11 protein-coding genes are annotated in these 12,924 nt (G+C 40.6%); 5 read left to right on the plus strand and 6 right to left on the minus strand.

The window, feature by feature from the left end; genetic code table 11:
• A partial coding sequence (locus HCG49_RS10575) for a hypothetical protein (protein WP_205764384.1) occupies nt 1-392 on the minus strand: 392 nt, incomplete at its 3' end.
• A gap of 226 nt (nt 393-618) precedes the next feature.
• Here HCG49_RS10575 and HCG49_RS10580 point away from each other — a divergent pair.
• Nucleotides 619-1,953, plus strand: coding sequence for a sugar porter family MFS transporter (locus HCG49_RS10580; protein ID WP_168469506.1), 1,335 nt, complete (start codon nt 619-621; stop codon nt 1,951-1,953).
• A 324-nt stretch (nt 1,954-2,277) separates the two neighbouring features.
• Here HCG49_RS10580 and HCG49_RS10585 read toward each other — a convergent pair whose 3' ends face one another.
• Nucleotides 2,278-2,808, minus strand: coding sequence for a carboxypeptidase-like regulatory domain-containing protein (locus tag HCG49_RS10585; protein ID WP_168469507.1), 531 nt, complete (start codon nt 2,806-2,808; stop codon nt 2,278-2,280).
• Nucleotides 2,809-3,523: 715 nt separating this feature from the next.
• Here HCG49_RS10585 and HCG49_RS10590 point away from each other — a divergent pair.
• Nucleotides 3,524-4,372, plus strand: a complete 849-nt coding sequence (locus HCG49_RS10590; RefSeq protein ID WP_168469508.1) for a DUF1080 domain-containing protein — start codon at nt 3,524-3,526, stop codon at nt 4,370-4,372.
• 84 nt (nt 4,373-4,456) lie between these two features.
• Here HCG49_RS10590 and HCG49_RS10595 read toward each other — a convergent pair whose 3' ends face one another.
• The 4 genes from HCG49_RS10595 to HCG49_RS10610 all read right to left on the minus strand — a co-directional run bounded on the left by HCG49_RS10595 (nt 4,457) and on the right by HCG49_RS10610 (nt 9,166).
• Nucleotides 4,457-5,569, minus strand: coding sequence for a ThuA domain-containing protein (locus tag HCG49_RS10595; RefSeq protein ID WP_168469509.1), 1,113 nt, complete (start codon nt 5,567-5,569; stop codon nt 4,457-4,459).
• Nucleotides 5,570-5,652: 83 nt separating this feature from the next.
• Nucleotides 5,653-6,495, minus strand: a complete 843-nt coding sequence (locus tag HCG49_RS10600; protein WP_168469510.1) for a sugar phosphate isomerase/epimerase family protein — start codon at nt 6,493-6,495, stop codon at nt 5,653-5,655.
• Nucleotides 6,496-6,701: 206 nt separating this feature from the next.
• Nucleotides 6,702-7,922, minus strand: coding sequence for an MFS transporter (locus HCG49_RS10605; protein ID WP_168469511.1), 1,221 nt, complete (start codon nt 7,920-7,922; stop codon nt 6,702-6,704).
• 359 nt (nt 7,923-8,281) lie between these two features.
• On the minus strand, nt 8,282-9,166 hold the full coding sequence (locus tag HCG49_RS10610) for an AraC family transcriptional regulator (RefSeq protein WP_168469512.1): 885 nt from the start codon (nt 9,164-9,166) through the stop codon (nt 8,282-8,284).
• Nucleotides 9,167-9,507: 341 nt separating this feature from the next.
• On the opposite strand from HCG49_RS10610, the gene HCG49_RS10615 reads away from it, so the two are divergent.
• From HCG49_RS10615 to HCG49_RS10625, 3 genes are all read left to right on the plus strand, one after another.
• Nucleotides 9,508-10,557, plus strand: coding sequence for a sugar phosphate isomerase/epimerase family protein (locus tag HCG49_RS10615; protein WP_168469513.1), 1,050 nt, complete (start codon nt 9,508-9,510; stop codon nt 10,555-10,557).
• 64 nt (nt 10,558-10,621) lie between these two features.
• The gene (locus HCG49_RS10620; protein WP_168469514.1) at nt 10,622-11,806 is read left to right on the plus strand and encodes a Gfo/Idh/MocA family protein; all 1,185 of its coding nucleotides are present in this window, start codon (nt 10,622-10,624) and stop codon (nt 11,804-11,806) included.
• Nucleotides 11,807-12,919 (plus strand): zinc-dependent alcohol dehydrogenase, encoded by a 1,113-nt coding sequence (locus HCG49_RS10625; protein ID WP_168469515.1) that lies wholly within the window; start codon nt 11,807-11,809, stop codon nt 12,917-12,919.
• The last annotated feature ends 5 nt before the right edge of the window (nt 12,920-12,924 follow it).

Raw genomic sequence — 12,924 nt, forward strand, 5'->3', positions numbered from 1 at the left:
CACCTGCCTTCTAAGCAGGCGGTCGAAGGTTCGAATCCTTCTGCCATCACGACACTCTCAAAACCACGCCATTTGGCGTGGTTTTTTGTTTTATGAAAAAGCCAAACTTGTTTGAGCTTTGGAATAAAACAAAAAACAGCCAGCGATAGCTGGTGGGTTTTGAATTTGCAACATTGATAAAAAAGGATCACCGAAGGTAATCCTGAAATCTTTTGGAAAGTCCAAACTTGTTTGAGCTTTGGAATAAAACAAAAAACAGCCAGCGATAGCTTTTCTCCAACGCTCCTTCTGGCACCACTAAAAAAAGATAAATCGTTATCTTTTTCTAGGCGGTCCCGAATTTGCTCCATTGATAATGAAGGATCACCGAAGGTAATCCGGATCAAGTCCATTTTCTGGGTTTTTACATATTTATGCAAATAGTTGTGTTAATCTAAAAAGAAAGACTTCTTGTTTTTTCCCAAAATTCCGTTTTGTTCATCCGACCGTAGAAAATGAATTTCAGTTACCCCTTAATAATCAATTGTTTGTTAAGGATTTCATAGTATATTGTAACATGCTTAGCATATGAATTCCATAACTTAGGTTAAAGATGTAATCGCAAATACGACAGCTACTATGAAGAAAATATGGGTTTGGTCAATTACAGCGGCCTTGGCAGGGTTCCTTTTTGGTTTTGACACGGTAGTAATTTCTGGTGCCGACAAAAAGCTTCAAATGTTATGGGGGTCGTCAGATGTGTTCCATGGCACCGTAGTCATGGCCATGGCCTTATGGGGTACCGTTGTTGGTGCCTTGTTCGGGGGGATTCCTACCAATAGGCTTGGACGCAAAAAAACACTGATCTGGATTGGGGTTTTGTATACCGTATCTGCCTTAGGTTCGGCCTTTGCCAACGACCCTATTACCTTTGCCACTTTTAGGTTTATAGGTGGTTTGGGGGTAGGGGCATCTACGATTGCAGCACCTGCTTATATTTCCGAAATTGCCCCGGCCAAGGATAGGGGCAAACTGGTGGGCCTGTACCAATTTAATATTGTCTTTGGTATATTGGTCGCTTTTCTTTCCAATTATTTGCTAAGCGGTATAGGAGAAAATGCCTGGCGTTGGATGCTAGGGGTAGAGGCCATACCGGCTGTTATCTATACTGTATTTGTTTTTGGGGTTCCACGGAGCCCTAGATGGCTGTTGACCAAGCAGTGGCACGAAGAAGCCAAGCAGGTACTGCAACTTATTAATCCTGGGCAGGATGTAGCTAAATTGATGTCGGAAATAAGTCTGGAAAATGATAACAAATCTTCTGGAGAGGGTATCTTTATGAAGAAATATCGCTTTCCGCTGATCCTTGCCTTTTGCATTGCTTTTTTTAATCAGGCTTCCGGGATCAATGCCTTTTTGTACTATGCGCCCAGAATATTAGAAGAATCGGGCCTTGGGGAAAGCACCGCTTTACTGAGCAGTATAGGCATAGGCGTTACCAATTTGCTTTTTACACTTTTAGGCATTTTTCTGATCGACAGATATGGAAGAAAGCAATTAATGTACTTAGGGTCTTTCGGGTATATCGTGTCCTTGTCGCTAGTGTCATGCGCTTTTTTCTTCCAATGGGAAGGCATGGCCGTAGCCATATTCCTCTTTTTGTTCATTGCCGCCCACGCCATTGGCCAAGGAACGGTAATTTGGGTATTTATATCAGAAATTTTCCCCAACCATTTACGAGGTTCCGGCCAGTCTTTTGGCAGTTCCGTACACTGGGTCCTTGCCGCCATAATACCATCTATGATCCCCGTATTGTTCACGGCCATAGGCGCCGGAACCGTTTTCGCATTCTTTGCCTTTATGATGGTGCTACAGCTGCTTTTTGTGGCTTTTATAATGCCCGAAACCAAAGGTAGGTCCTTGGAAGAACTCAGTAAATCCCTTAGCAAACCCAAGTCGGTTACAGATAAATAAGCAGGGTCAGAATTCTAATGAGTGGCGGTATAATTATTTGGGCGTTCCCTCCTTTGTCGGGCGGGCCCTTGTCTATATCCCTTGCTCCGCTGCGGGGATGCCGCCGCGGTCCCTAACGCGGCATTCAATGTACATTAACAAATTAGCAATAATCATGTGAGAGTCAAAATTTGGTGATTTTAAGGGGGAATAATTTAGCGGTATAGCAAAGCGAATATGAAGCCATTGATTCATGTATATCCAAACTAAAAGTTGTGGGGTTTTAGGCAGGGCCTGAACGCGGCAAAATGGATAATATACATCTTAGGGCATACCGGTTATTTTTTATTTATTCCCTTTATCGTTGTAATCAAATATTAGGGACTCCCCTTCGAAATATGGAGTCAGTTTTTCTCCAAGGATTTTAATATTATACTTTTTAAGTACATTCTTTCTCAATCTTTTATCTTGCTTCTTCTGTTTCTCGGAAATTTTAGTAGGAGGGCCGCCAATAGTCATATTATCCATAAGGTGATTTGACGCCAGTTTAATTTCTCCAAAATCGATATGGTTATATCCACTCGGGATATTAAGAAACTTAATAGGATAAAAGCCTAGATGATAAAATTTAAGTGTCCCTGTATTGCCTTGTAATTTTAGTTCAAAATTTCCATAAAAGTCAGTGAGTGTTCCATTTTGAGTGTTATTTAAATCTGTAATATTTACTCCTGTTATAGATTGATTTGTTTCATAATCAATTATTCTCCCTTTTATAATAGACTCCTGACTATAGGTTTGATTACCTAATAAAATAAGGAAGGTGGTAATAATGAACTTAAGTTTCATCATGTAGATAGTGTTGGTTTTAGTTTTCATGCGGTTCTATATTTGGCCTAACATACTTGTGTATTATTATGTTTTAAGGTATTTTTTCCTTGCGAAACAGTTTCACTAGGCCTTCACTAAAGCCTCAGCGATACACAGTTAGCAAAATATGGAGAGAAACCTATCTAAAGTTTCAATTTAAAGAAAATATTGTTTGTACGGAAATTCTTCAACCATCAATTTCACTGTTTAGAGGTGACTGCTTTAGTTAATGGCTAGCGAAAAACTATAATATGACTAAACTGTATTTGTTTATTTTTAGCAAAGGTCATACTGGCCGGTAGTCCCGCCGCTTAGTGTGGGAAGTACTGATTACTTTTTTCATTGTGTATTGTTCAATGAATCCTGCGTTAGCTATTGCAGCGGCATCCTTTTTTAAGGGGCCATGGGACCTTTAAAAAAGATACAGCGGAAAGAGCGACCCGATAGGGGAACGCCTATAGAAATAAAACACTTATTTTAGGTAGGCTTGGACAGGGAGATTCCTTTAAATCCTGTGCGGAAGAAGTGTCATTTAGCGCTCTGTAGGGATGGTATCTCCGAACTATGATACGATTCTTCCCAGAATTTTTACGGTGCGAATAGCTGTTTTGACTGAAATATTAATTAGCGCTATCCTAATAGTTTTGGAGATAATATGGTATATTTCGAGCTTAATTAAAATAGAAAATCAAAATTCAGTATAATTATATAAACACACCTATTAATGAAAAACAATTCTAAATTTAAACTTTTGGCCTTATCCGTAGTTATCGGTTCGGTCGTATTTTATTTGGGAAGCTCTTTTAAAAAACATACCGACTGGGTACAGTTATTTAATGGAAAGGACCTTAAAAATTGGCAGATTAAAATCACAGGTCACGAATTAAACGAAAATTTCGGTAATACCTTTAAGGTAGAAGACGGAAATATTCAGGTTAGGTACGATGAATACGATGCCTTTGATCAGAAATTTGGCCATCTTTTTTACGAAAAGCCATTTTCAACTTATTTATTCGCTGTAGAATATAGGTTTGTTGGTGACCAAGTAAAAGGGGGACCAGGATGGGCGTACCGTAACAGTGGGGTCATGATTCACGGACAAGATCCGGCAGAGATGACCGTAGATCAGGATTTTCCAAACTCTATTGAAGTACAGCTTTTGGGTGGTAACGGCAAAGACGAGCGATCTACCGCTAACCTTTGTACTCCTGGTACACAATATGAAAAAGACGGAAAAATAATGAAGCAACATTGTTTTAATTCTAATTCTAAAACCTACCATGGTGAGCAATGGGTACGTGCAGAAATATTGGCATTGGGCGATTCTTTGATCGTACACTACGTGAACGGAGAAGAAGTAATGCGTTATGAAAAGCCACAATTAGACCCAGTGAACGGAGCAGAACAGGGAGCCTTGTTAAAAGGAGGTACTATTTCCCTTCAAAGCGAAAGTCACCCAGTCGATTTTAGAAAAGTTGAGATCATCAATTTGGAAAAGTATGCCGATAATCCTAAAAAGCTTCAAAAGGTGGTTAAAAAGCTGATGGCCGAAAAAAGAGTGCCAAAACAATAGTAAAATAAATTGTTTTTAAATAAAAAAGGCCTGTAGCTATAATTTGCTACAGGCCTTTTTTTAGTGATTTATGGCTATTATATACTATTTAAAATCTTCTACTTTTAATTGCTTGTTTTGCCAGTAGGCTTCGTTTCTAAACTCGTAAGTAGTCGGTTGGTAATCGCCTACAAGAGTTACGTTGGCCTTAGAAGGAACCGGTAATTCTAGCGCCCAGTAAACACCGTTGACCAATAGTCTACGGGTACCTTCTATTAGTAAATCATTGGCAGCTCCTACGGTAGAAGTAAAGACCTTTCCTTTTTTTCCTTCTGGCAACTGGTAGCTTTTGGTCCAAGCAATGGGCATCATAGGGTTGTTTACATCGACTCCCTGGTCATTGGTGCCGGGAAGTTCAGCATCGGTTGGTTTCATTCCATAAAAAATATCCGCTGGGTCAAACTCTCCTTTTCTGTTCACCACTTGCCCTAATAAAATAGGTTGTGAATCTCCCGGAAGAGGAAGTCGAACTCCATACACATCGGTAGGCCCCCAAACATCGCCATCGGAAATACCATTGGTAATATCGTGATTCATAGCAGTAGGTGCTATAATTCCACGGGTACTTTGGTGTTTGTGTGAGCCGTGATGGGAAATCCATTTTTCTCCCAATACTAAACGGCCAAAGCCGTCTTTCCAAGCTGTTTTTTCTCCTTGGTAGCCATTGCTGTAATGGGTAAATTGGGAGTCGGAATCCTTGTCAAAATTAAAGGCATGGGTCGCTGTTCGGATGCCCATTACAGGTTTTCCTTTCCTTAGGTAATTGTCGATATGTTGCATCTGCTTGTCCGGCAGGGCTCTAAACCTTGTAAAAATGACCATCATATCTGCATCGGTTAGGGTTTCTAGGCCCGGGATATTGTAGCTGTAATTGGCATTGATGATACCGGGTTTCTCTGGGTCTTGAGCAAATAATACCGTGCATTTAAAACCATGTCTTTTTGATAAGATTTTGGCTAGCTGCGCCATGGCTTCCTCGGAACGGTATTCTTCATCGCCCGTTATGAACACAATATGTTTTGATGTTTTCTTTTTCCCTTCAAAGGTCAACCATTGTGTAGCGTTTTCAGTTACTTGTTCCGCATTGGGAGTCATTGCTTTTTGTCCGCTACAGGCCATTAATACGGCACAAAGAAGAACATATACTAGGTTTTTCATGAAAATAGAATAAATTATTTTTAAATAGTTACTATTAGTTTTTCCTTGGAGATTATAATTAGAGCGCCTTGGAAAGGGTATCGTTAAGAACGATCTATACCTTCTTTAATAAATTTTAGCCCCTCGGTATACACCTCCTCGGCAGGGGAATAATCCCTCCAGACATTAATGGCATTGGCAAACTCGGGGATTATGGTACTAAATGCTTCTATAGTAAGCCAGCCGTTGTAGTTGACTTCTTTTAGAGTACTAAAAACCTCTTTCCAATGTACCTGCCCGCTGCCAGGGGTACCTCGGTCGTTTTCACTGATGTGTACGTGTTTTAGGTGGGGAGCAATAGTTTTTATGGCTTGGGCCTGACCTTTTTCTTCAATATGCGCATGATGGGTGTCGTACATGGCACCCAAGTTGGGATGGTTCACTTGGCTCGCCAAGGAGCTTAAGTCTGCCATAGTATTGTACAAATAGCATTCAAACCTATTTAAGGCTTCGGGAGCGAGAACAATGCCTGCGGCAGCGGCGTACTCAGATCCTTTTTGTAGCATTTCTACACTCCACTGTCGTTCACTTTCAGTAGGAGGTTGACGGGTGAAATATGCAAAACTAGAATGGAAAGGACCGCAAATTACTTCTGCATTCATGGCTGCTCCCATATCTATGGACCATTTTAATTTCGCCAAGCCGGCAGCCCTTGTTTTGGCATCTGGACTAGCTATATTTTCCTCCGGAGCTAAGGAAGCAACACAGGTAACCCCCATGTTTATATCAGTAAAATGCGTGCCCAGTTTTGAATAGTGCTCTAAATTACCCTCGCCTAAAAACAGCTCAATGCCGTCGTAGCCGGTGTTTTTTATTTTATCTATGATGTTGTAGTGTGCTTCTGTCACATGATTGGTCCAGAGCAACATATTCATTCCAATCTTCATTTGTTTAGGTATAGGTGTTAATATTGAGATCCTGTGTGGGCAGTGTTCCTCCTTTTAGGTCTTTGTAAATATGAAATTACATTTGGCTATACATTGTTTTATGGGTCCGATTCGGACAAAAAGAATTTGGCCCATCCCTAGCATAGGTTTGGTTGGAAATTTTTAGTATAACTAAAATTATAAGGTACTAGGGATGGGCCAAGTATTTATGCCATAGCAAATTGGGCTTTTCTTTTCTTGACCCAAAATAATAGTATGGTAAAGAGGACAACTAAAATGGCAGGAAAAAATACCATTGTTCCCAAAGTTGCTTGTCCTGACACTAACTCTAGTTGATCACCGGTTAGTCCCTGGGACGCGGCGGCGGCCTTGTCTGCATCTATCCAGCTTCCAATAATAGGTTGGAATATAGAAGAAGAAAACATCCCTACGGCTCCTATAATAGACATCCCTAAGGCGCCACTTTGTGGGATTTTGTCAGCTATAAAACCGATCATATTTGGCCAGAAATAGGCAATGCCCAGAGCAAAAAAGATAGCGGCAACATAGGCCATGCCCCCTGTCTGCGTACTAAAAAGATAGACGCCAATAGTAGCCAGTACTGCAGAGCCCAAAAGTACTCCCGTTTGATCGAACTTTTGAACCACTTCTCCACCAAAATAACGGGCAAAGGCCATTAGTCCTGTTACCAACGCTAATACCAACATGGGCTTGGCACCACTTTTAGCTAAAATTAGTCCGACCCATTGTTGAGGACCAAACTCAGAAATAGCGGTTAAAGCCATACAGACCATCATAAAAATAAACAAAGGTGAAACCATTGCTTTTAAATTGCCTTTTAAGGAGGCAGCTTCCTCTACCTTCGGCTGTGGCCATGATTGTCCAAAGAACAAATAGGCATATATTAAGGTAGGGATTAATATAAGCCAAATCTGTGTTTGCCACCCAAATCCGGCACTGGTCATAAATTCTGATACTAAACTTCCTATTACAATACCGCCTGGAAACCACATATGAAAACGATTCATCATTTTGCTCATGGTATTCCCTTGAAAAGCATCGGCAATCATCGGGTTACATGCAGCTTCTGTACAACCATTACCCAATCCTATGAGCAGGGTTGAAACAAGTAAACCAATGTAACTGCCCGAATAAATGGTCATTATAATACCAATAGCATGGGCGAAAAAAGCAAATTGCATAATTATTTTTCCACCTACCGTATTATAAATAAGGCCGCCTATGACCATCGATATTGGAAAACCCAAAAACCACATAGAATTTATAAAACCTAACTGTTCTCCAGAAAGGTTCAATTCTTGTCCTAGTTGGGGTAAAATTCCAGCCCTTATACTAAAAGATAGAGCCGTTGTTATTAAAGCAAAACAACTTGCATAAAAGAGTTTCTTGTTATTTGCGTTTTCCATAGTTTTAAAATGTATTTAGGTTTTGGTTTATTTTATTGTTCGTGATGTATTTATGATAAATTATAGTTGTAAATGCAATTTATTTTAAGCCGATTTTATATCAATTTGATTAAAAATATGATCACAAATAATGTATATCTTATATTTTAAGGAAAATGTTAAGTAACAAATCTAAAACTTATAGCGATTTTAAATTTCCTATTTCTTACTAAAAGATGACACTATTTTATCTTATCCGCTGTATTTTGGGAAATAATATGCAAGGTTCTTAAAAGAATAATATCATAAATAGGGCAGATTTTGGCCAGTGGATAACTCCCTTTCGGGAAACTACTGAACAGTTTCTTTTTAGCAGTTTATTAAGAAATACTAGTTTTAATATCTAGAAACAGTTTACGGTATTCTAGTGGACTCATATTAGTAATAGCCTTAAATTGACGGTTAAAATTGGAGAGGGTATTAAATCCACATTCATAACAGATTTGAGATACATTGAAGTTGTCTTCTAGAAGAAGTTTACGGGCATGGCCAATTCGAATATCATTTACAAATCGTGTAAATGTTTTATTTGCCCTTGGCTTAAAGTAGCGACAAAAGGAGGTAGTGGTCATATTTAATAATTCAGAAATTTCTTCCAAGGAGATTTGAGATTTAAAATGAGTCATCACATAATCGTACACCAAATGCATTTTTTCGGCATCGTCTCCTTTAAACAAGTTGGTGTATCCTGGACTCGAAAGCAAATGGAACTCTTCGCTATTGGCTAGAAGATTAATGATTTTAAAGAGTTTGATGATGCGTTTAAAACCCGTTTCATTGGCTATTTTAAGAAGTGATTTATTGACCTTTTTTTTAGTCTCCCCATAAAACTCCATACCTCTATAAGAGTTTTCTACCAATTTGTTAATTTTATAGAACTCTTCCTTACTTAAAAGGGATTCATTCAATAGTTCGTGGTCAAAATAAATCACCAAGCCCCTAGTGTTTAATTCACTGTCTTTATCAAAAAAAGCCTCATCACTCCGCCATAGATGAGGAAGGTTGGGGCCCGTCAGCACTAAGTCTCCTTCGGTGAAATTCTGAACATGGTCACCTATAAATCGAGTACCATATCCATTTACAATAAAGGAAATTTGAAACTCTGGATGAAAGTGCCATTTAGGGTTAAAGTATGGTCCGGTGATGTCCTTGTAGATAAAAGTCTCCTTAGGGGTGAGGGTTTTTTCTATGTTGGCCGTGCGCATAATTTTTCTGTTTTTTTTCTAGTCCGAGCTAATTTAGGATAAAAAAGTGTCACTTTTTAGTAAAAAAAAGGAAATATCAAGTTTAAATCTGTTCTAGATTTGTAAGGTGTCATTACATCTGTATAAATATAAGGCTGTGATTTTTATGAATAATATAATTATTTGTAGGCTTATTTAAAGGATTGATACTGTAGATTTTTTATTGAGGCTAATGAGAAATTGATGGGCTGAGCACATAAAAACAGCTTTTGAAGGCACCATCATTTTAATGTTGAAAGAGTAGCCATGAAAAAGTCTATACTCCCTGACCATAAAAGATATAATGAATAAAATGTATAGTTATGCAAGAAAATAATTTCCCTAAACTCCATAACGCTTCATGGCCAGGCGTGGTGGGGAAAGGACCAGATTCGGAGCCTACAATTTCTATAGATACCATGATAGATCTTACTGCCAAGGCATCGGTAGACGGGGTGAAGTTTGATGGATTTGATCTTTTTTTATTCGAACCACATTTAGATATCAATGCCTCCGATGATGGCATAAAAATAATAGCAGACAAAGCTAGGGCCAAAAATCTGGAAATAGGGAGTCTTGTCGCTCCTGTATGGGCACCAGTTGGTGGCGGTTCTGCGATGGGATCAAAGGCTGAACGCGATAAGTTTTTGGAACAAATTAAAAAAGCGAGTAAAATAGCTTTTAAACTGCGCGAATTAGGGGTGAGGCCCCATGGTGTAATAAGAATCGATTCTTCCGCGGACCCGGCCAGTTGGGCTAAAGATCCGGTAGGGAATACCAAGCTAATAGCCCAGACCTTCAGGGAAGCCTGTGATATAGCCGCCGATTACGGGGAGTCCTTGGCAGCCGAAGGAGAGATTTGTTGGGGAGGCATGCACGGGTGGAAAGCTATGGTAGATACCCTTGAGGCAGTAAACAGACCTAATATCGGATTTCAAGCAGATATGGCACATACCTTATTATATCTGTTGGGGTACAACAAACCAGACGAAAGAATTTTGCCTCAAGACTTTCAGTGGGAAGATAGAGCCACTTTAACCGAAGGCCTTAAAACTCTAACAGCAGCATTACGACCTTGGACGATCGATTTCCACGTCGCTCAAAACGACGGTACAGTGTTTGGCGCTGGTTCACACGATAAAACAGGGAGACATTGCTTGGCTTCGGACCCCAATGGGAAACTCAATATTACCGAGGATGCCGGATTTTGGCTAAGGGACGATCAGGGAGAATTGACCAAAAAATTTAAACATATATGTTGGGACGGTTGTATGTTTCCTAATGAGGTAATGATGCAACCAAAAACATGGAACGATATTCTCAAAGCTATGATAAACGTCCGCCAAAAACATGGTTGGTACGAGGCAGAATAACTCTAATAGCTTTAAAGATTAGTAGAAAAAATAGAGACGATAATTTAAAAAGAACATTTAAAATATGTCAACAAAAAAAATTGTACGAATAGGATTGATCGGATACGGATTTATGGGAAGAACCCATACCAATGCCTATAAAAGGGTAGGTGATTTTTTTCCTGAATTAGAGTACCGGCCTGTTTTAAAGGCAGTATGTGCCCGTAATCTAGAAAGGGTACAGGCGTTTGCCGAGCAATGGGGCTACGAATCAGTGGAAACAGATTGGAGAGCATTGATAGCTCGTGACGATATTGATGCTGTAGATATATGTACCCCCAATAATATGCATGCAGAAATTGCCATTGCGGCAGCAGCGGCAGGAAAAATGGTGCTTTGTGAAAAGCCATTGGCCAGAACCGTAGCCGAGGCCCAGCCCATGGTAGATGCCGTGGAGAAAGCAGGTGTTAGGAATACGGTTTGGTACAATTACCGCAGGGTGCCGGCAGTTACCCTAGCCAAAAAATTGATTGATGCCGGAAAATTGGGAAAAATATTCCATTACCGTGCCAATTTCTTGCAAGACTGGACCATTAGTCCAGAACTACCACAAGGTGGAGAAGGCTTATGGCGTTTAGACAATGAGGCGGCAGGATCCGGGGTTACCGGAGATCTTCTCGCCCATTGTATCGATACGGCCATGTGGCTAAATGGCGGCATAAAGGATGTGTCGGCAGTAACAGAAACCTTTATTAAAGAACGATTGCACTCCGGAACAGGAGAGGTAACGCAAGTAGGGATAGACGACGCTTGTATTTTTCACTGCCATTTTGAGAATGGTTCCTTAGGAGTTTTCGAATCTACACGCTATGCCCGTGGCCATAAGGCCCTTAATACCTTTGAAATTAATGGGGAACACGCTTCCATTCGTTGGGATCTGCACGACCTGAATCGCTTGGAATATTTTGACCATAGGGACGATCCTCTGATTAGGGGCTGGCGAACTATTCATGTCACCGATGGCGATCAGCCCTATATGGATAAATGGTGGGTACCTGGTTTGTCAATCGGTTATGAGCACACCTTTGTACATCAAGTAGCCGACTTTTTACAAAGTATAGAAGAACAAAAGATCTGTTCCCCTACCTTTAGAGAGGCACAGGAAACCCAAAAGGTCTGTGAGGCCGTATTGGAGTCCGCCGTCACAAGAAGCTGGAAAGATACAGGAGTACGCTGGGAGGCCAGTCGATTAATAAATGCTGAACATTAAATGAGTACAGAGTTAAAAGGGTTTTGCCTTCATGGCAAACAGAAGATAAGCCCTAGTTCGGGAATTCCCATCATGAGCAATACGGAAGTCGTAGCCCTAGAAATACCTTCCTTGAAGGAAGGGGAAATATTGGCAAAGACATTGTATACCGGTATTTGCGGATCTGATAATAGCGCTTCCTTGGGGAAGGCCAATTTTGATTGGGTAGAACGGCCTAGAGTGATTGGGCACGAATTTAGTGCTGAAATCTTGGCTTTGGGACCTGGCGACCATGGCAATCTTAAAGTGGGCGATGTCTTTACCCCCTTGGCCATGCTGGGGTGTAGAGAGGAAGCATGTCCTGCCTGTAGCGTGTCCAAGTGGAATTTATGTCCGTCCAAACAAATTATCGGTTTTCATAGAAACGGAGGTTTTGGCCAACAGGTGGTGTTAGAGTCAGACAGGGTGGTTCCCTTAATGAAAGGCTTAACACCGGCACAAGGGGCTTTAGTAGAACCCTTGTCCGTGGTGGTTAATGCCTTGCATAACAAGTGTCATATCAAACCGGGACAAGATGTAGTTGTCACAGGATGTGGGATTATAGGGTTAATGGCGGCAGAGTTAGCCAAGGCGGCAGGGGCTAGGGTAGCAATTACCGGTTTGGCTAGCGATAAGGAAATTCGCCTAAAAGCAGCAAAAGAACGCGGCTTTATCACTATAGAAGTATCCCCAGAGAATAGCTTATCAACGCAATTGTCAGCAGGAATTACCGATGCTAATGGTATTCCCTTTGGAGTGCTTGGAAAGGTAGACCTACTGATAGAATGTTCCGGAGTGCCACAGGTATTATCCGAAGCTATATCGGTGGTAAGGCCAGAAGGAGATATTTGTGTTATAGCGACTTATGGACAGGACGTTGCCATCAATGCTACGCATCTTACCCGTACTTCTTTAAATATGAGAGGCTCTATGGGATCGTGTAGAGAAGATTATATGGTGGCGCAGAAACTCATGGTAACCGGTGTATTCCCCTCAGAACACTATACCAATATATATGACTTTAAAGACATTCGCCAAGCTTTTGAAGACTCTATACTAGCCAACAACGTCAAGGCAGTCATAAAAATGAATTGAACCAT

This window comes from Arenibacter sp. 6A1 (genome assembly GCF_012272855.1).
Taxonomy (GTDB): domain Bacteria; phylum Bacteroidota; class Bacteroidia; order Flavobacteriales; family Flavobacteriaceae; genus Arenibacter.

What these genes read in the sequence shown, in the direction of transcription:
- HCG49_RS10610 (WP_168469512.1), bottom strand. Translation starts at nt 9,166, where the DNA reads ATGCGCACGGCCAACATAGAAAAAACCCTCACCCCTAAGGAGACTTTT.
- HCG49_RS10600 (WP_168469510.1), bottom strand. Translation starts at nt 6,495, where the DNA reads ATGAAGATTGGAATGAATATGTTGCTCTGGACCAATCATGTGACAGAA.
- HCG49_RS10595 (WP_168469509.1), bottom strand. Translation starts at nt 5,569, where the DNA reads ATGAAAAACCTAGTATATGTTCTTCTTTGTGCCGTATTAATGGCCTGT.
- HCG49_RS10615 (WP_168469513.1), top strand. Translation starts at nt 9,508, where the DNA reads ATGCAAGAAAATAATTTCCCTAAACTCCATAACGCTTCATGGCCAGGC.
- HCG49_RS10605 (WP_168469511.1), bottom strand. Translation starts at nt 7,922, where the DNA reads ATGGAAAACGCAAATAACAAGAAACTCTTTTATGCAAGTTGTTTTGCT.
- HCG49_RS10580 (WP_168469506.1), top strand. Translation starts at nt 619, where the DNA reads ATGAAGAAAATATGGGTTTGGTCAATTACAGCGGCCTTGGCAGGGTTC.
- HCG49_RS10625 (WP_168469515.1), top strand. Translation starts at nt 11,807, where the DNA reads ATGAGTACAGAGTTAAAAGGGTTTTGCCTTCATGGCAAACAGAAGATA.
- HCG49_RS10590 (WP_168469508.1), top strand. Translation starts at nt 3,524, where the DNA reads ATGAAAAACAATTCTAAATTTAAACTTTTGGCCTTATCCGTAGTTATC.
- HCG49_RS10620 (WP_168469514.1), top strand. Translation starts at nt 10,622, where the DNA reads ATGTCAACAAAAAAAATTGTACGAATAGGATTGATCGGATACGGATTT.
- HCG49_RS10585 (WP_168469507.1), bottom strand. Translation starts at nt 2,808, where the DNA reads ATGAAAACTAAAACCAACACTATCTACATGATGAAACTTAAGTTCATT.